Below are 20412 nucleotides of genomic sequence, written 5' to 3' on the forward strand. Positions count from 1 at the left end.
GTATCCATAGTATCCTTAACAGACCATTTTCCTTACGCGGGCGTATATATAGATTATGTGTATATAGGTATTTCTATATTTTATATACCTAGATATAATAATAAGGATATATAAGATACGAAGTAAGCTAATCCCTTATGTTTACTAATTTCAAAAGGTATCCTTAAACGTATCTATATCAAGTTTTTATGGATATTAAGGATACCTTTAATTCTATAAATTTAATAATTATAGAAAAATGATATTTTAAAGGATACATGGATACCATATTAAAACTTCTATTAATGGATACTTACAGATACCATATTTTTCTTAAGGATACGTTTCCCTTATAAATGCTCTTTGGAGTCCGTAGTTTCTACCAAATTTAAGTCTTCCAGTTCCCTTAGAATATTCCTTCCACCCTTCAATTTTTCTCAAAATGTCATTAATCTCTCTTGCTTGAATAGGTGACAATTGTTTTGGATCTGCTTGAAAAAGCTCTACCCATATTTCCATTGCACATACTTTGTCCCTTTGAACAGTACCTTCTTTAGCTTCACCAAAATCAATACCATGGATAAATAGCCTTCGAGCGCCTATATCAAGTTTCCCCCAATCTTTAGGTAACAACCTATCAAGGTATTCTCTAATTAATCCTTCCTTGGAACTTTCCTCTGTATGCTGTTCTTGAACTTTAACAGCTTCTTTTTCTATATCAGGCGTAAGGAATAAACCTTCTCCATTCCTCCAAAGTGTCAAAGCTTCCGCCCATATTTGATCTACTTCATCTTGATTCAGTTGTTTCCATAGATTTTTATTACTTTTATTTATTCCCACAACTACAGGCCAATAACGCCTATTTCCTGTTTTATCCCTTAAGAAATCATTATCATTGGTAGTTCCAAAGAATACACACTGCCTTGGGAACTTAGTTACACGCTTACCATAAGCAACTCTGTAAATATCCTCTCTTTTAGATATAAAATGTTTTACAGCTTCAGTTTCTGCTTTTTTAGTTGCAGAAAGCTCTGCCATTTCAATAATCCAGGCATCTTGAAGCTGCTCATAAGCTTCTTTACCCTGCACTGTATTTAAAGAATCTGAATACCAATTTTGTCCTAGTAAACTTATAATATGACTTTTCCCCATTCCCTGTTTGCCAACTAAAACAAGCATATAATCAAACTTTATTCCAGGTACAAATACACGAGCAACTGCTGCAACTATAGCTTTTCTTGTTACTGTTCTTGTATAAGAAGTGTCTTCTGCACCAAGATAATCAATAAATAAAGTTTCAACTCTTTTTTCACCATCCCATTTAACTTTTTCAAGATAGTCTCTAATTGGATGATATTTATTTTTTTCCTCTACAATTAATAAGGCATCACTTATTTTGGTAGGCGAAGTTATTCCATATATTTTTTCAATATAATATCTTAAGTCAGCATCATCGCTATCCTTCCAAGGATCACCTTCGGCTGTATTCTTTAATTCGTGCCATGGAAGATTTCCTCTTATAATTGTTCTATGTGAAAACTCATTTAGAGCTATTTTTTCTTTTAAATATGGATCATTTTCAAGAATCAAAACTACGTTTCCTATTGTATTTTTATAAAAGCCTCTTTTATCAACTTCAAGAAGCTTCAGCCACTCCGTATCATTAACTTCTGAATCATCAATTTCTATAAAATCTTCTTTTGCTGTACTTAACCTTTCTTGTCCAATAGTCTGTTTTACTTCCTCATCTTTTCTGCTAAAATCCATCATAGCTTGATAAGAAGGTAACTTTACCACTGGCGTTCCTTCCTTAATATCTTCATCCAATTCTCCAAATTTATGAAGCCTTACTAAATCAAATGCATTACAAAGCTTTCCTGATGCGGGATCTGTTCCATGATGAGAATACGCAAAATCACCGTTTTCATAAACAACAAGTCCTCCTGATGTTGAACCTTTAACATATGTGTACCTGTTTTCATCAGCACAAGGTACATAAATATCACTTAAAAACTTCTCAATGGCATCCACTACAGAATAAGTCCTACAAAATGCACCTACAATGCCGCCCTTTTCTCTTGGATTTCCCTGTTTATCTGCTGACTTTTCTCTGATTTTTATACTTCTTGAGGACTCCGGCCAAAAACTTGTATCCTGCCAATTTTCATATCTACTTAAAATATCATCTGGATTTAGCCATTTTTCATCTTGATATTTAAAAATAAATTCTCCATTTTGTGACGTAGAAGGCCAGTACATAAGTCTTGAAGGTTCATAAGTTGTATCATCAAAATAATCCATTCCTATATCAGCTGCAACTCTTCTAACTACCGCTCCATATTCTTCAGGAGTCACAGTTCTACTTAATGGAATAACTAATCTAAACCTCGGTTTATCCTTACTGTGTTTATGTGTTGTGTATATGCAGCAGCCAAAATCAAATAACATTTCTATCATATCCCACAGTCCATTTTGCCCATAATCAGCATCTAATGTGAGAATACTTCTACTTAAAACTGCAGCACTTTTTCTTCTGCCATCCTTTAAAGTTCCACCAACAAAACCCCCAACATCTTTTATATCATCTTGTTCATTTTTAGATAATTTTTTATATTCCTCATAGTTTTCAGGTGTTCTTGTAGTTTTACTTACTCTATCTAAAAACTCAGACCACTTCATCTCTTTATTTTTCCAATTCAATTCTTTGCGATTTCTGCCTACAGCAATTTTAATAATCCCATCGTGCTCCAATGATATCACCTCCAAAATTAATGTCTAACCTAGATATATCGCTTCAACTAAAAAATTCATGCGCACCAAAATGCTCAAAAAATAGCATTTTGTTACAAATAAGTTTTAAGTTTCAGGGGATATATCTTTAATCTTTCTTATAGTAATCTGTTTCAAAACCTGCTGCTTTTAATGGAAGTCCCTTTGCCCATTCAATGGATTTTCCCATAATTTTATTTACATCTTCTAAAGAACCAAAGTCCTTTGGTACATCTAAAATCACTTCATCATGAACATGGAATACTATCTTATATCCTGCTTTATCTAGTCTAATCATAGCCTCAGCTAAACAATCTCTTGCAATTGCTTGAACTATATTTTCCGTAAGTTTTCCTCCATAAGTGCTGAGTCTGCCCCATACCTTAGTTCCCTGTTCTATTCCTTCATAAGTTAGTTTAGGTTTGTTAAATCTAATATCTTCCTCAATTCTAGGTCTTACATAAGCAAGACTTCTTCCAGAGGGCAGCTTAATAAATAAAAATCCTCCATTACAAGAAAACTCAAGTCCATACTGCATTTTTACTACTTTATTTTCTTCCACTGCTTTTATTACCGCACTCTCAATTTTCTTCCACAATCTCACTATATTAGAATTTGATTTTCTCCAAGCTGCTACTATACTTGGAAGTTCTTCTTCCTTTAATCCCATCTTTACAGCACCCATAGCTATAAGTGCACCAGAACTTCCTTGATAACCGCAAGCAAGAGTTGCAACTTTACCTTTTTGCCTGAGTGCATATTCCGGATTTCCCTTCGATATCTTTTCAATAGGCACTCCAAACATTCTACTTGCTGTCATTTCATAAATCTTTCCACTGCTTTTAAAAGTATCTATAACCCACTTTTCTCCTGCAAGCCAAGCTATTACTCTAGCTTCAATGGCACTAAAGTCTGATACTATAAATCTTGAATTAGCCGATGGAATAAAAGCGGTTCTTATAAGTTCAGATAAAACCTCCGGTACACTCTTAAATAGAACTTCCAGCATTTCATAATTTCCTGATTTAAGAAGCACACGAGCATCTTCTAAATTGTCCATATTGTTTCTTGGTAAATTTTGAGTCTGGACTAATTTTCCTGACCAGCGGCCAGTTCGATTTGCTCCATAAAATTTCATAAGTCCCCTTACTCTTTCATCACTGCACATAGCTCTTTCCATAGCTTCATATTTTTTAACAGAGGTTTTAGATAATTCTTGCCTAAGCTCAAGTGCTCTTTTAACCTTATCATCTTCTACTTCTTCTAATAATTCCTTTACTTTTTCTTTTGATAAACTTTTGACTTTTATTCCGTTAGTTTCAAGCCAACCTTTTAACTGCGCACTACTATTAGGATTTTCAAGTCCTGTTAAAGTTACAGCTTCTTTCATTTTTTTATTTTGATAGGCTTTGTCAGACTTTATAGCATTATGAACTAAGGCTTTATCTATTTTTACTCCTGCATCATTTATTTTCTGGTCCAAAGCCCAAAGCTGCCATTCCTTTTCTGTTACTGGATACCTCTCTAACTTTTTTCTTATAGCTCTTTCAACTTCTACATCCTGTTTACAATAAGTTTTAAATATCTCCCATTTTTCTATATCCTGCTGCGGTAAATTACGAGTTCTTCCACTATTAGCTTTAGTAGGTTTGCAAGGCATAGAAAAATATCTAATAAGAGCCTTTCCTTCATTCATTTTTTGCTGTTCTAAATTCATGCATTTAGCAACTCCTTCAAGACTTGCTTTAAGACCTAATTCAAGTGAATGAACAGCACTACATCTCCACTCTTCAGGTGTCATAGGTTCATTTAGATATTTTGCTAGACATGTTCTTTCAAAGTTAGCATTAAAAGCTGTTTTTATAAGCTTAGGATTTGTTAAATCATATACTATATTTTGTGGTAACTTTTCACCACAAGCTAAATCTATTATTTGAACAGGTTCATCATCATAAGCATAAGCAAATAATAATATTTGAAAATCTTCTGCCTCTGTGTATGCATAAACTCCACATTTTGTAATATCAACACTTGAATAGGTTTCTATATCAATAGCTAGCAAATAATCATCCCCTATAAATTAAGGGAGATTTCTCTCCCCCTAAAAAATTAATCTAAAAAATTATCTTCTACTGCATCAAAGTCATCTTCAGCTCTACTATGTCCACCAAGTGGATCTCCATCTTCTAATTTTTGAAGATTTTGAAGTCCACAGGCTATACCTTTGTTTCCATTAGCATTGTAAGCATAAAATGTAATGCTGGCTCTTCCATAGCAACCGCTGTAAAACTCACTTTGATCTAATATAGTTTGTACATTTTTATCTACTATTCCAGGCTTTGTATTACTATTTGCATTTATAAAATAGCTATCAGCATAGGATTCATCATCTGCTCTATCAACATCTCCATCTCTAAGTGGTGTTTTTAAATTAGCTGGTATTTTTCCTCCAAGCTTTGCTGTTCCTTCTTTTTTAGCTTCTTCAATAGCTTCTTTTACCTTTTTAAGTGTATCCTTATCTGATTTAGATATTATTAAGCTTACTGAATACTTTGGATCACTTCCATTAATACTTTTAGGCTCCCACACATTTGCATAACTGAATCTTACTTTTCCTGTAACAATTTTCATGAATAATTCCTCCCTAATTTTTAAAATCTGCTTCTGCAGTATTATTAATTTCTGGTCTTTTGTCACTCTCAACTACTAATGTCAGTTTTCCTTTAGGCTTTATAACTAAGCTACCTATCAAATCTTTAAATTTCTTTTTACCTATAGCTTTTTCCATAGCTGTAATACCTAATAAGGATTTAGAATATATAACATCTTCTGTGTATCCTGCCTTTATTAAGGTCTTAGCAGTAGCTTCTTCATTACTGTATTTTCTAATACTTCTGCCCTCTACTAATTTAAAGCCTTCCCATTTCTTATTTTCATTTACAGCTTTATCTAATGCATATGCCTGTATATCAGACGCCCATTTTTGGAATTCATCTATTCTAGATAATATTTCACTTATCTCATCTTCACTTAAAAGAGGAGCTTTTTTAAAATCATATTGTGCCATTTTCATGTTTTCATCTGACCTTGCCCTGCAGTTAAATCTACCTCTGCAGAATCTACAATGCTCGCCTGCACAAAATTCTCCCTCACCTTTTATAGCCAAGGCTGCTTTTGGTTTTACCGTATCTTCCGCCCACTTCTTCAATTCATCCACTGTAATTTCAAAAGCTGATATGTTATCAAGTCTTGGCTGCACTATTGTCATTCTTATCTTTTCAATATCATAAAGACTGTCAAATAAATTTAAAGCTCCAATGGCATATAACATCATTTGAGGATTATTAACTGCAGATACTTCAACACCTTTTCCATACTTTAAATCCACTATATCAAGTATTCCATCGGCTACAATAACAAGGTCTCCTGTGCCAAAGCCTTCTGGCACACAAGAACTAAAATCAAGTTTTTGCTCCACAAGAATAATTGGATCTTTTGATCTGATTTTTGCCTCTGATATAAGTTCACAACCATATTCAAAATAAATGTCTGTATAATACTCTAGTTCCTTTAAATCAAATTCACTTTTTGGCTTTTTAATCTTTATTCCAAGATATTTTTTCAGCTTATATTCAGCTAGCTCGTGTGCAGCAGTACCTTCTTCTGCAAAAGTACTGCTTTCATTTTTAAAATTTTCTTCTAAACGAGCCGATGGAGTACATATAAGCCATCTATGGGAACTTGAAGCTGATAAAAGTGCATGCTCAGCCATTTCTAAATCACCTCAGCTTCTTTTAAAAGTTCACTGTATTTTTCTTGTGAAATATCTGTTAGTTTTTTACCTCCAAATTTTTTTATGAGTTCTTTCACTTCCTGCTGCTTGCCATTTTGTGAAAGCTTTGCAAGTACTCCTCTTACTTCTTCTAAAGTTACTGTTTTAGGTTTTTCTTCTTTTTGAACTTTTTCTTTTGGTGCTTGTACTTCTTTAGGCTTTATCTCATGCTCCTCTTTTATTTGTACTCCTGTTCTCACTTGTAGCATCGCATCTGCTAACGCTAATAAAGAATTCATAATATCTGGTGAATCAACTCTAACTGTAATATTAATATCCATTTACAACACTTCTTCCTTTTAATTTTTATTTGTTTCAAACAAAGTATCTATTGTTTCACTTGGAAATGTTCTTAATAAACCACTTGCAACCTTTCGCCCAACACCTCTCTTTCCATTGAGAACCCTGCTTATAGTTCCTTTAGATACATTGGCTTTAACTGCTAGTTTATTCTGTGATAAGCCATTGATCTCCATTAGTTCTTTCAATTTTGAAGAATTTAAATTCATAAGCTCCCCTCCCTTAGTTATCTATTAAGCTTGTTAGCTGATTAGCTAACAAGGTAGTAAAAAAAATAAATACGTACGAACCATCAAACCTGTATAATTTTTAAATAAATCAGCTATTTGCTTCTCATAAAATTTGTAAGACATTGAATTTTTACAAGAGCAAATAGCGATTTACTAATAACAATTAGCATACTTACAATTGTATTGTTTTTTCTCTTATATATCTTAATTGACTGAGTCTTATTGAAGCAGCTGTTACTGAAACTCCAAATACTATAGAAATTTTTTTTGCTATTTCAACTGCAATTTCATCAGTTTCAAAGTCTTGTCCTAATATTATATAATCACCATTGATTCTAAACTTTTTAAATATTTCACTTGTTACCACTTTAAACATCTTTTTAGGCATAAGCAAGCAAGATGCCATATAGTTAGCCTGCCACTCCATCCAATCATTATTCGTTTTAAAAGTTCTCCTTGATGCATAATTTTCAAAGCTCTTTTTAAAACATTTTATTGATGGCATTTCTTTACCATTTATACTATCCCAAAAACTAAATTGATCTCTCTTTGCTTTAAACATTTCCCTATGCAATATCCAATGACCAGCTTCATGCCCACTGGTAAAATTATATCTTCCTTCTTGATTTTTATTAAGTAATGAATTATCAATAATTACAGTACCTTTTTTTACGTATATACTTCTTATTTTCTTGCTTTCAGGATCATATACATTTAGAAATCCATTATCAAAGGCTGTTAAACCAAGAATACTTCCATCTTGTGTTATATCCTTATAATCCATATCTAACTTTAAATAATTTTCTAAGAATTCATCAATAGGAGTCTGCATAGGTTCTTTCAATATTTGAGAATTAAAATCCCACAAATACATTTCAGCAATTTCTTCTATGTCACTTTTGTATAGTAATGGTAAGCCATCTTTTTTTCTTGGGATACTTACATCCACTAAATCTTTTTCCCCCTATCATTTAGCTTTTTAACAAATTCATCCCAATCTTCTTCCGTTGCAACTTCCTTGGCCTTCCTAAGTGCTACCCTAACTTTTTCTGATGACATAATATACTCTGGAAGATCAGGCGATATTGTATTTTTACCTTCACCTGCTAAATCAAACATTGTATGTTTTTCATCCTCAGTTAATTTTAAAATTTCAGCTATTTGTAAGAGTTTATCCATGTCTGGTGGATATCTTCTGCCTTTTTCAATATCACTGAGATATGCGGGTGCAATTCCTAGTTCCGAGGCCATTCCTCTTAAGGTTATTCCAAGTGCCTTTCTTTTATCTGCAATATAATTTCCGAAACCTAATATATTATTCATTTCAATCCCCTTCTAAACAAATTAGCGTGTTCGCATATCTGATAACATTATTGTATAGGAAACAGTTTCCATTGTCAATATGTTTTTTACAATTTATTCAATTTTTTATATTTTAATGTATATTTCTAAAACATAATATTTTTAAATTTTCCTTCTTCGATTTGTAAAATAGACTTTTCATAAATTTCCTTTAATTTGCACATCTTAATAGTAAAAACACAAATATCATCAATTACTACTGGTTCTACAATATCAGCATACTCTTTTATAACATTCTCCATAAATTCTACATCTATATTGTCAATCAAATCATTTTGACTAAAATTTAATAAAGCTAGCTCATGTATTAATTCATCCTTATCATATTTAATTAATTCATATTTATTTTTATCCATATATAAATTTAATTTTTCGATAATTAAAGCAAGAATTTGATAATTAGGTTCCGCATCAAGTTCTACATTATCCTTTAAATATATAAATCCTTTCTTGTGTAAATTTTTCGCTGTTTTTATAGTTTCCTTAAGTTTTTTTTCCATAAAAATCACCTTCACTTATTATATATGCATAGCATTTAGAAAGTTCAGTAATTTTACAAAAAATTTGTGGACACAATAAAAAAACAAGGGGATTTATATTATTGTACAAATTCTACCCTTGTTTTCTATTTATCTTATTCCATTTCATTTTCCAAAGACAACATTTTCTCCTGTCTCATTTCATGCAAAGTTTTATCACGCCCTTTGATCATAGCCCAAGAATAAATTCTAATTGTAGACCATCCAGTAACCTTTTGCCCCCATTTATTGAATGTAATTTTTTCACCATTAAAACTAACGTATTTAGCATCAACAACTGTTGCTTCTGAATTCTCAGAATTCTTAATTACAACAATGTCTCCACTTTTAATTATTCCCCATTCAAACAGCTTATCCATTCCAGGAAGTGTGGTTCTAGTAATAGGTATATCTCTTTTAGCTTTATATGTAGGTAGTTTTTTGCTATCCACCTCAACATAAAAATCTTCTAAAGATGGTGGAGGAAGTATTCTATTAATATCTATAAAATAACTATCCTTTATTTTAATTGGACTTAATTCAAAACAACTAATATCTACATTGCTTCCTATAAGCCAAGCTGCAGCTGATAATGTTTGCTTATCAAAAGATGATGCTATAAGTATTATCCTTTGCTTTGAGTTAAATGTTTTTAATGCATTATTCTTTTCAAGAAAATCATTTAAAATCCTTGATGCTTTTTCATAAGCTGTTAATTCTCCAAGCTCAAATTCATCCTTATATTTTTCAATGTAAGAAGCAAATATTTTATCAACTAAGTCATCTGAAGTTTTGATTTTAGCATAACTTGCAGCATACCTTATAGCTTGAAATTCAAAAGCTTCTTTTCTTTGTATAATATCTTCAACATCTCTTTTAATTTCAATTAATACAAGATTACCATTTTCGTCTACTGCTGTTAAATCACTTCTGCCATTTTCTTTGTTTACAACTTGCTTTCCAACTACAAGAAGGGTTTCATCTTCAAATATAAGTTCTATGTTTTTTCTTAAAAATTCTTCTATATGCTCCTCTCTTAAGTTTAAGGATTTAAAATTTGTATTTTCTATTTCAATGTCTTCAATTTCTATAGAATCTTTGATTTTTACTGGAATTAACATATGATTTACCCCTACCTAATTGTTCATTATATTTATAATTATAACCACATAAAACCTTTATAAACTTATTCACTATTTCTAGTAACAATATGTATGTTTTCTGGTTGCTGTTATTTATTTGGATTTCTTCTCTCCTTTTAACTTTTTTCGGGTAATGAGAGCAAAGGCTTAACTTGCTCAAATTATTCAACATCTGAATCCCCATTTAATATCGCCATGATTTCCTTGAAACTGTCTAAACCTGCTTCAATATTCTCAATAATTTCATTAGCCAAAATATCAGGATCCGGAAGATTGTCTAAATCCTCCAAACTTTTATCTTTAAGCCAAAAGATATCAAGACTTGTCTTATCTCTTTCAATAATTTCTTCATAGGTAAACTTACGCCATCTACCTTCTGGGTTAGTCTCTGACCAAGTTTCTTTACGCTCGTAACGATTCGTTGGATTATAACATTGAATAAAATCTTCTAAATCATTAAATGTCATTGGTTCCTTCTTCAATGTGTGATGTACGTTAGTTCTATAATCATAAAACCAAATTTCTTTCGTCCATGGAGATTTTGCACCAGGTTTATTATCAAAGAATAGAACATTAGCCTTCACACCTGGTCTATAGAATATACCTGTAGGCAACCTTAAGATTGTATGTAGTTCAGTTGATTTAAGTAATTCTTTTCTAACGGTTTCTCCCGCCCCTCCCTCAAATAAAACATTATCCGGTAAAACAACAGCAGCTTCTCCCGTTTCTTTTAATAATGTTCTAATATGTTGTAAAAAGTTCAATTGCTTATTTGAAGTTGTGACCCAAAAATCTTGTCTATTATAAACTAAGTCTTCTTTTTCTTGTTCGCCTTCTTCATTTGTAATAGTCATACTAGATTTTTTACCAAAAGGCGGATTCGCAAGTACATAATCATAACGCTTGCCTTCATCCGCTATCAATGCATCTGCCGAAGAAATAAATGTTTCTCCATCTATTTCACCGATATTATGAAGGAACATATTCATCAAACATAATCTTCGAGTGTTGGCTACAATTTCGTTTCCATAAAATGTTTTGTTTTTTAAAAACTCTTTTTGTTCTCTATCTAAACCATAATTACTAATGATATAGTCATAGGCTGCTAAAAAAAAACCACCTGTGCCACAAGCAGGATCTATAATAGTTTTCATAGGCTCTGGTTGTACACAAGCTACCATAGTTTGAATAAGGGCCCTTGGTGTAAAATACTGACCTGCACCACTTTTAGTATCCTCTGCATTTTTCTCTAGTAAACCTTCATAAATCTTCCCTTTTAGGTCAGTTCCCATCATACTCCATTTTTCTTTATCAACCATATCAATGATTTTATAAAGCTTTGCAGGATCTTGTATCTTATTTTGAGATTTCGTAAAAATTTGTCCTAAAGTTCCTTTTGCTTTAGATAACTCTTTTAAAGTTTTATTATAACGTGCTTCTAATGCAGCTCCTCTTTCTTTCTTAAGGCTTTCCCAATCACAGCCCTCAGGTACAGTGATTTTTCGATTATATGGTGGTTCGGCGAATTCATCAACCATTTTGAGAAATAGTAGATAAGTCAGCTGTTCTAAATAGTCACCATAACTTACACCATCATCACGAAGAATATTAGCAAAACTCCATACTTTGGGTATTATACTTGATTCATTGCTCATATTTTGTGCCCTCCTTCTTTTCATTTTTTATTCTATCCAATAGTTTTTCTGCCGTTTCCCAATCACACTCCCTCCGACAAACTTCAAGTTCTTCTTTACTTAACAACCTTCCCTCAAATGCTTTTTTTAGAATACTCTGACGCAAAGCTTCTGCTTTTTCAAGTCCTTCGTCAATATTAGTTATAACATTATCACAAACAGAAAGACGAGTTTCAATTTCTGATACTACTTGAATTTGTTCTTTTAAACAACAATATGGAATAATTATATTTTCCAAAATATTAAGATTTATATTCTTTTGAGCCGTAGCTGGTGCCCATGAACTAATTTTCATTTTAGCAAATTTAAAAAAATAATCAATATAACGTTTATCAATTATTGATTCAAATGGTGTAAAACCTACTACACTATCTGGAAAACATGCGTCAATACCCAAAAATCCAGTCTCTGCTATATTCGCGGCAATGGTTATACACAATGTACCCTTAGGCCATAGTTTACTTTGAGCCAAGCCAAAATCACTATATGTCTGTGAATATTCCATTATTACGTCTTGAGCTTTAACTTCTGCAGTTTGTATAAATGGATATTTTCCACCAAAAAGTATTGAATCATTTCTAGGTCTATGTTTCGATTTTCCACGACCTAACTCACCTGAATAGGCAAGGAAATTATAGAACCAATTTTTAGGCAAGTCAGAAAGCTCTAATACTTCTTTACTATCCAATATTGACTTAAATTCTCGCATTTTCGGTTTGCTTGGCCTCTTGCCTACTTTTCCATTTGCTTCCCACTCACTAACAGCTTTTTTCCAATCTTTCAACTGCTCTTCATAGTAATTTTCTCGTTCTTTTTTAATTTTCTCTAATAATTCTTCTGCAGAAGGTAAATCTGCCTGCTGATCTCTCCACTCTTTTGTCAAATCACCCTCAAAAGCTTTCTTCAATACAGCCTGGCGATAAATTTGTAGCTTTTCTTTGGCTTTCTTCAAGTTATCAATGCCATTATCTAACTTACTAAAAAGCTCCTCAATTTTTGTTACAATAGCTCGCTGTTCTGGAAGTGGGGCTATCTTTATTCCTAATTTAGAAAAAATTGAAATCCAATACCTCTTATGTGTATCCGTATTATGCCTAATTGTTTGCATATAATAAAAAACATATTTTAAATTTACTAAATTGGAAGTAGGTATCAATATTTTCATTGCTGAAGATTTTACCTTAAATCTGAAATTTACAAATTTAGTTGCAGTTGTAAAATCATCAAAAATAATAACTGGAACTTCCGAAAAAATATTATGTTTTTCATTTGTATAACCAAGAATAAATGTTTTTCCAGCTGTAAGAACAGGAATTTTATAATTGTCACTGTATTTAACTGAATCAACAATATAGTTAGACGGTTGTATATACTCTAACATATCTTCTAATTTTGCTTCTATCCAATATTTCCTCATTATGCTACCAGCACCTCATTTAATTCATTAATTATTTCATTCATCTTATCTCCAAATAGTTGATACATTTTGCCTCTGCCTCCTTGTGCATCAAACGGTGTATAATCTAGATCATCAACCTCCACATGAAAACTTGTTGATATATGCTCTTTAATCATCCTTAACCAGTTCATCTGCTCTCCATTGAACTTCAATGCACCTGCTTGTTTACCGAAAACCCAATTTTTAAAGTTCTGATCAACAATTTTATTATAAGGCGTTAATTGCTTATCAATCCCTGTAATTCTTCGAATTAGTGATACTAATGCAACTAATTCACTTTTAGGATTTTGTCCCTTTACATCTTCTAATTGAGCATAAGCATCCCAAACATAATGAGGCGCAAGCATCGGTTTTTCTAGCTTAATTTTCTCTAACACTTCCTTAATCATCTTAAAAGTGAGCTCACGTCTTTTATACGGTTGGTCATAGAAAATACTCAATGCCATTATTTCATCTTTATTAGCTTCTATATAATCCTTAAAGTTCTTAACAACTTCTTCAGCCTTTTCTATTGTAAAGCTATCCCACTCTGCTTGGAGTATCTTATCCTGATTCACGATATCAATAATTTGTTCATGTACTTTTCGAACGTTTTCAATATACTCATTTAACTCTCCGTTAAAGATTTTAGCTGCATTGGTTGCTAATTCACTTTGAACTTGTTTACGGCATTCGTTTTCTTTTGCAGGATAACGCTCTACATCAGGAATTTCATCAATCAGCACTTGAGCCTTAGATTCAATAATATCTGGATCATATGCATTGAATAATTCTTTAACGGCAGCTTTCACACTTTTCCCACCACTCTTTTCCTGAAACTTACTCTTTTCATCATCTGTAAGTTGTTTATCCAAACGAATCAACCGATTTGCTAGGGATATAAATAAGTCTTCATCTTGTACCCCCATAGCAACAGCACCTAAAAGGTCTTTTAAAGACACACTAGGTTTTCTTTCCAGTGGTCTACTATCTGTTTTCTTTGATTTTGTAGCACCTATAGCATCAATAATGACAAAGTGAGTTTTGGTGTATTTTGCAGTTCGTGTTACACGTTTAAGATCATCAAACTCTATCGTTCGAGTTCCTCGCCCTTTCATCTGTTCAAAATAATTGATACTCTTTACATCTCTCATGAAGAGTAAAACTTCAAGTGGTTTTACATCTGTACCTGTTGCTATCATATCTACTGTTACAGCAATCCTTGGTGCCCATGAATTTCTAAAGCGATTCAACACTGACTTAGGATCTTCATCAATTTTATAGGTAACTTTTTTGCAGAAGTCATTACTTTCATCAAATTCTTCACGAATAATTTGAATAATATCATCTGCATGGCTATCTGTTTTTGCAAAAACTAAAGTTTTAGGCACTTCAAATTCACCATTTTCATCAAAGCGATCTGGAAAAATCTGTGGAAGCGATTCTTTGTAAGCTTTAATTATATGCCTAATTTGACTTGGATTTACAACATCCTTATCCAGTTTCTTTGCAGTATAAGTATACTCTTCATCCAACCGTTCCCATCTCTTCTTCCTAGTCAATTTTTCTCTTTTATCTACATACTCTTTTGCCTTTATCTTTGCTCCATCTTTAGTAATTTCAGTCTCAATCGTAAATACATCATAAGGAACATTTACTCCATCTGCCACAGACTCTTCATAAGTATATTCGCTAACTACATTTTCATTAAAAAACCCAAATGTTCTTTTATCTGGTGTAGCAGTAAGACCAATTAAAAAAGCATCATAATAATCAAGTACTTGTTTCCATAAGTTATATATAGATCTATGACATTCATCAATAATGATAAAATCAAACTGTTCAATCGGATTCTTTGCTGTATACTCAACAGGCATAGGTTCTTTTTTTTGCCATTGCCAACCTTTCTCATTAGGATTTTCTTCTTCAGACGACTCGTCTAACTCTTCACCTTTAAGAATAGAATACAGTCTCTGAATAGTAGAAATACAAACGTGGCTATCAGAAGCAATATAGCTTGAGCTTAAACGCTGAACATTATACAATTCCGTAAATTTCCTGTTATCGTCTGTTGGCTGATATTTCAAAAACTCTTGCTCCGCTTGTTCTCCCAAATTCTTAGTATCAACAACAAACAAAATTCTTTTGGCTCTTGCAAATTTCAATAAACGATAAGTAAAAGTACAGGCTGTAAATGTCTTACCAGCACCCGTAGCCATCTGTATAAGTGCCTTCGGTCTGTTATTCTTAAAAGATATTTCTAAATTTTCGATTGCATTTATCTGTGCAGGGCGTAACCCTTCTTTATCCAATTGCGGAAGGTTGGTTAATCTTCTACGAAGAGTTTCCGTCTGATTATACCACTCTAGTAGTGTTGAAGGTTGATGAAAATGAAATACTGTCCTTGATCTAGGTTTTGGATCACGATAATCAGTAAATCTAGTCAATACACCAGTACTTTCATAAACAAAAGGCAGAGGTTCTTTATTTAAATTGTATTTTAAAGTAGCCTGTGCATAACCAGAAGATTGATCCTCTGCAATTGTTAGTCTCTGACCTTCCTCTTCTTTTTTCGCTTCAATAACACCAACAGGCTTTCTATCTACAAACAGAACGTAATCAGCTGGACCTATATCTGTCTGATATTCACGAATAGCAACACCTTGTGCTGCAGATAAATTTACTCTTTTCTTGGATTGTACAACCCAACCAGCTTGATTTAACATTAAATCAATTTTATCTCTAGATTTTTGTTCTGGATTCTGATTAAACATAGTTCCCCCTCTTTCCCTTAAATCTATATTACAGTTCTAGTAAGTTCTTAATTAACTCTTCATTTAATACTTTTTCTTACAAAAATAATAAAGCACTTTCTTTCCAGTCATGTTGAAACTTTCCTTTACCATTTAGACAAATTCCATACACCTCCAGTATATCACTTTATATTATAACAAATTTTATAATAAGTGGATATTGCAATTTGAAATCAATTCGAAAAAGAGCCTTCGTCTAACGATGGCTCTTAGAATATCAAATATTTATTTTAAATTAAATGGGAACTTCCTCAAGGGCTTTATTCAACTATATTTTCTTTTTCCCTGTTTCCTACCCCTGTATTAAGAAACATATCCTATTTTTAACATTTTCTAAATCTAGTTATATCAATACTTCTAACTGTGTTTTCTTTCTAGCCTTACTACCGTCTCTACATGACCCGTTGCTGGAAACATATCCACCGGCTGAACTTCCAAAACTTCATATCTAAGTTCACCTAATATACCCAAATCCCTTCCCAAAGTTGCAGGATCACAAGAAACATAAACTATAGTCCTAGGTGCTGCACTTGCTATAGACTCAAGAAGAACCTTTTCGCAGCCTTTTCTTGGAGGATCTACTAACACAACCTCTGGCTTTATCCCTCTTTTAATTAACTTTGGAATTTCCTCTTCTGATTTTCCAACAATAAATTCAGTATTGGTTACCTTATTTTGAGCAGCGTTAATTTTCGCATTTTCAATTGCCTCTGGTATTATTTCCACTCCATACACCATCTTTGCATTTTGTGATAAAAATAATGAGATAGTTCCTGTTCCACAATAAGCATCAAAGACAACTTCATTTCCTGTAAGTCCCGCATACTTAAGTGCTGCATTATAAAGTCTTTCCGTTTGCACCGGATTAACCTGAAAAAAAGATTTTGAGGAAATATTAAATTTAAACTCACCTATATAGTCTTGTATTTGGCTTTCTCCCCATAACGTTATTTCCTTTTCTCCAAGTATTACATTGGTCCTCTTGCTATTGATATTTTGAATTATTCCTGTTATTCCATCAATATTTTGAGTAATACTTTCTATAAGCTCCTTCTTATGTTGTAGAACTTCATTTACTGTAACTAAAACAAGCATTATCTGTTCTGTCTTAAAACCTCTTCTTATCATAATGTGCCTTAAAGTGCCCTTACCAGTTTGCTCATTATAGCCTCGTATTTTAAACTTACTCATCCACTCTTTAACAAGCTTAATTATTTCATTTCCAGCTTCAAATTGTATGTAGCATTTATCTATATCAATTATCTCATGACTTCTCTCTGCATAAAAACCAATTTGGATTTCACCATTTTTTTCTCCCACTGGAAGTTGAACTTTGTTTCTATAATAATAAGGTGGATTCATTCCAATAGTATCATGTACAATTACAGAATCAGTTTTAATTTTTCCTATTCTCTCAAGGCAGTCAATAACTTTCTGCCTTTTAAAATCAAGCTGAGCTTCATATGAGAGATGCTGCATTTGACATCCCCCACATCTTTTATAACTGGGACATATCGGTTCACTTCTATCCTCTGATTTTTCAATTATCTGCATAATCTTCCCAAAAGCAAAATTTTTATTCACCTTAGTGATTTTTACCTTCACCTTTTCACCTTTAATTGCACCTTTTATAAACACAGTAAAGTTATCTATTCTGCCAATACCTTCACCCATACTTCCAAAACCATCTATATAAATTTCATAATCCTTATTTTTTTCTACAGGAACCAATTTGTTCATAAATTTCACCCTTCTAAGTATATTTTGAAGATTACTGATTACAGACTATAAAGTGCAGTAAAGGAAAACTTATTACATTGACTATATAATTTTTAAAATTTTCTGCATCAGAAGAAAATTAACCTTCACTCTACTCTTTACTCTCTACTCTGATTTCTTATTATATCATACCTCTAATACTTCCACATTATTTTTCACAATATATGATTAAAATCATGTTATAATATAATTATATTTTATGCCAATTCGGAGGTAAAAACATATGGTAAAATTAATTGCTACAGATATGGATGGAACTTTGCTTAAAAGTAATGGAGAGCTCCCTCATGAATTTTCGAAAGTTTTAAATAATTTAATTGATAAAAGGATTATATTTAGTGTTGCAAGTGGAAGACAGTATTTCACTCTAAGAGATAACATGGCAGCCTTTAAGAATAAAATTACTTTTATCGCCGAAAATGGTGCTTTCATAGTTAAAAATGGTGAGGAATTATTTGCAAAAACTTTAGACCGAACAATTGTAAAGGAAGTTATTGAGGATTTAAACAAACTTCCTGATTGCAAAGCAGTTTTATGTGGTAAAAAAAGTGCATATGTACTGGATAAGTCCGCTGAATTTATTGATGAAGTGAAAAAATATTATCATAGATGTACTTCTGTTAATAATTTTGATGAAATTGACGACGAACTTTTTAAGATTGCATTATATGATCCTAAGGGACCATCAAATAACTCATATTTATTTTTATCATCAAAATGGGGCAAACTCCTTCAGCTCACAATTTCAGGACAAGTATGGCTTGATATAGGAAGAAATGATGTAAATAAAGGAACTGCAATAAAATTTCTCCAAAGTCACTTTGGAATAACTGAAAATGAAACAATGGCATTTGGGGATTATTATAATGATGTTTCAATGCTTCAAAATGTATACCACAGCTATGTTATGGAAAATGCTCCTGAGGGAGTTAAAAAACACGGTAGATTTATTGCTAAAAGCAATGATGAAAATGGAGTATTACAAGTTATAAAGCATAAAGTTTTACAACTGGAAGCATAGCAAAACAGAGTACAGTGAAGGATGATTTATCCTTCTTACATCAGATAAATATTTAAAATATATAAAAACAAAGATATTCAGAGCTGCTGAATATCTTTTATGGTTTGGGGCTTTGCCTCATTAAGTTTTAAATTTTCTGCTTCAGCAGAAAATTAACCTTCACTCTATTCTTTACTCTATCTTTCTATAAAGGTTTCGCACTCTGTTCCTTCACTTGTGACAGCCCCTGGTCCATATATTTGTACTGTCCTTGCTATACATTCCTTGTTTGCATTATGCGTGCAATTTACAGCCTGACATTTTATTTTAGGACTCATTTCTATAGAACTTCCTGCAAAGAGCTGTCTTATTTCTCCCGGTACATTCATATTAGTTAGATTAGAAAGTGCATTTCTTATTCCTCTTTCAGCAAAAGTTTCACACTCTGTACCATCTGAAGAATGTGCCCTTATTCCATGAACATTTATAGTACTTGCTGTACATAATCCATTTATATTATTTACACATGTATTAGCACTACACATTAACTTTCCCATAAATTTACCTCCTGCAATTATTAATTTCTATTATTCTTTCACTTTAAAGGAATTTTTATGTATAGTGATAAATTTTAATAATATGACTATGTTTGTCAAGAATATCAAAAATCAATACATTTATAAACGCTTCAAAGGAAATAATATAAAAAAATATATATAAAAGGCTCTATTTTAAATAAGTATAGAAATTAATACTTATTTAAAATAGAACTTCATGAAAAGAGGCTTTTTTAAATGAAAAAAAAATTAAGTTTATTACTATTTAGCGGTGACTATGATAAAGCTTTAGTTGCCCTCATCCTTGCAAACACCGCAGCAGAAGCAGATATGGATGTAAGTATATTTTTTGCCTTCTGGGGACTTTTTATTTTAAGAGACCCGGATAAAGTATCGGAAGACAATAAGACTACAATGGAAAAAATGTTCAATGCAATGACTCCTAAGGGTCCAGATGAGCTCCCGCTTTCTAAAATGAACTTTTCGGGTTTTGGCAAAAAAATGCTTGAAGCTATGATGGCTGAGGATGAAACTCCAACTCTAAAAAACTTTTTAAATGGTGCAATAAAAAAGGGAATTAAATTTTATGGATGTAAGCTCTCGGTAGACGTTATGGGCTTTAAAAAAGATGAACTTTTACCTCAGCTTGAAATTATTGAAGCAAAAGACTATCTAAAGGATGCTGCTTCATCAGATATTCAGCTATTCATTTAAAAATAATGCGAAGTAACATCATCTTGGAATATTAAATAAAATTAATAAATCTAAGTGTCAAATTGTTAAAATCTTAAGAGCTTTCAATAACTCGCCGTTGGCTCAAACAGATTGAAAGCTCTAAAGCTTTTAGCAATTTAATACTAAGATTTATAAAATTTTATTTAAACTATTCCTTCAATGATGTTACTTCGCATAACTCAAAATGAATCATGACCACCGGCTAAGCCGGTGGTTTGCTCAGCCCTGTAAGGGCATATTACTGGCTGGGCTAAAAGCCCTCTG

Annotated in this window: 17 protein-coding genes; 2 read left to right on the plus strand and 15 right to left on the minus strand. The window is 32.2% G+C overall.

The window, feature by feature from the left end; translation table 11 throughout:
* Positions 1–312: 312 nt before the first annotated feature.
* The 14 genes from LQK79_RS11075 to rlmD form a co-directional block, all read right to left on the minus strand.
* On the minus strand, positions 313–2730 hold the full coding sequence (locus LQK79_RS11075) for a virulence-associated E family protein (RefSeq protein ID WP_231016590.1): 2418 nt from the start codon (positions 2728–2730) through the stop codon (positions 313–315).
* A gap of 127 nt (positions 2731–2857) precedes the next feature.
* Positions 2858–4810: a DNA polymerase gene (locus tag LQK79_RS11080; protein ID WP_231016591.1), complete on the minus strand. Its 1953-nt coding sequence runs from the start codon at positions 4808–4810 to the stop codon at positions 2858–2860.
* Positions 4811–4857: 47 nt separating this feature from the next.
* Positions 4858–5379 carry a DUF2815 family protein gene (locus LQK79_RS11085; protein ID WP_231016592.1) on the minus strand — a complete coding sequence of 174 codons (522 nt, stop codon included), beginning with the start codon at positions 5377–5379 and terminating at the stop codon, positions 4858–4860.
* Positions 5380–5392: 13 nt separating this feature from the next.
* Positions 5393–6520: a DUF2800 domain-containing protein gene (locus LQK79_RS11090; protein WP_231016593.1), complete on the minus strand. Its 1128-nt coding sequence runs from the start codon at positions 6518–6520 to the stop codon at positions 5393–5395.
* 2 nt (positions 6521–6522) lie between these two features.
* Entirely contained in the window at positions 6523–6861 is a 339-nt protein-coding gene (locus LQK79_RS11095; protein WP_231016594.1) for an rRNA biogenesis protein rrp5, read from the minus strand.
* Between the two features lie 18 nt (positions 6862–6879).
* Entirely contained in the window at positions 6880–7089 is a 210-nt protein-coding gene (locus LQK79_RS11100; RefSeq protein ID WP_231016595.1) for a helix-turn-helix domain-containing protein, read from the minus strand.
* A 193-nt stretch (positions 7090–7282) separates the two neighbouring features.
* Positions 7283–8059, minus strand: a complete 777-nt coding sequence (locus tag LQK79_RS11105; RefSeq protein ID WP_231016596.1) for an ImmA/IrrE family metallo-endopeptidase — start codon at positions 8057–8059, stop codon at positions 7283–7285.
* On the minus strand, positions 8059–8433 hold the full coding sequence (locus tag LQK79_RS11110) for a helix-turn-helix domain-containing protein (RefSeq protein ID WP_231016597.1): 375 nt from the start codon (positions 8431–8433) through the stop codon (positions 8059–8061). The genes LQK79_RS11105 and LQK79_RS11110 overlap by 1 nt, the downstream gene beginning before the upstream one ends.
* 125 nt (positions 8434–8558) lie before the next feature.
* Positions 8559–8972 (minus strand): hypothetical protein, encoded by a 414-nt coding sequence (locus LQK79_RS11115; RefSeq protein ID WP_231016598.1) that lies wholly within the window; start codon positions 8970–8972, stop codon positions 8559–8561.
* Between the two features lie 134 nt (positions 8973–9106).
* The gene (locus LQK79_RS11120; protein WP_231016599.1) at positions 9107–10111 is read right to left on the minus strand and encodes a PDDEXK family nuclease; all 1005 of its coding nucleotides are present in this window, start codon (positions 10109–10111) and stop codon (positions 9107–9109) included.
* A 182-nt stretch (positions 10112–10293) separates the two neighbouring features.
* Positions 10294–11787 (minus strand): type I restriction-modification system subunit M, encoded by a 1494-nt coding sequence (locus tag LQK79_RS11125; RefSeq protein WP_231016600.1) that lies wholly within the window; start codon positions 11785–11787, stop codon positions 10294–10296.
* A complete protein-coding gene (locus tag LQK79_RS11130) occupies positions 11777–13243 on the minus strand; it encodes a restriction endonuclease subunit S (protein WP_231016601.1) in 1467 nt (488 codons plus the stop codon). Before LQK79_RS11130 ends, LQK79_RS11125 begins: the two co-directional genes overlap by 11 nt.
* Positions 13243–16038, minus strand: a complete 2796-nt coding sequence (locus LQK79_RS11135; protein WP_231016602.1) for a type I restriction endonuclease subunit R — start codon at positions 16036–16038, stop codon at positions 13243–13245. The genes LQK79_RS11130 and LQK79_RS11135 overlap by 1 nt, the downstream gene beginning before the upstream one ends.
* 396 nt (positions 16039–16434) lie before the next feature.
* Complete coding sequence (rlmD, locus tag LQK79_RS11140; RefSeq protein WP_231016603.1) at positions 16435–17817, minus strand: 23S rRNA (uracil(1939)-C(5))-methyltransferase RlmD; 1383 nt, start codon at positions 17815–17817, stop codon at positions 16435–16437.
* Positions 17818–18079: 262 nt separating this feature from the next.
* On the opposite strand from rlmD, the gene LQK79_RS11145 reads away from it, so the two are divergent.
* Positions 18080–18877 carry a Cof-type HAD-IIB family hydrolase gene (locus LQK79_RS11145; protein WP_053240892.1) on the plus strand — a complete coding sequence of 266 codons (798 nt, stop codon included), beginning with the start codon at positions 18080–18082 and terminating at the stop codon, positions 18875–18877.
* A 176-nt stretch (positions 18878–19053) separates the two neighbouring features.
* Here LQK79_RS11145 and LQK79_RS11150 read toward each other — a convergent pair whose 3' ends face one another.
* Positions 19054–19413: a DUF1540 domain-containing protein gene (locus LQK79_RS11150; RefSeq protein WP_053240893.1), complete on the minus strand. Its 360-nt coding sequence runs from the start codon at positions 19411–19413 to the stop codon at positions 19054–19056.
* 237 nt (positions 19414–19650) lie between these two features.
* On the opposite strand from LQK79_RS11150, the gene LQK79_RS11155 reads away from it, so the two are divergent.
* Entirely contained in the window at positions 19651–20127 is a 477-nt protein-coding gene (locus tag LQK79_RS11155; RefSeq protein ID WP_231016604.1) for a DsrE/DsrF/DrsH-like family protein, read from the plus strand.
* The last annotated feature ends 285 nt before the right edge of the window (positions 20128–20412 follow it).

It is taken from the genome of Clostridium guangxiense, from assembly GCF_021043395.1.
GTDB lineage: Bacteria > Bacillota > Clostridia > Clostridiales > Clostridiaceae > Clostridium_S > Clostridium_S guangxiense.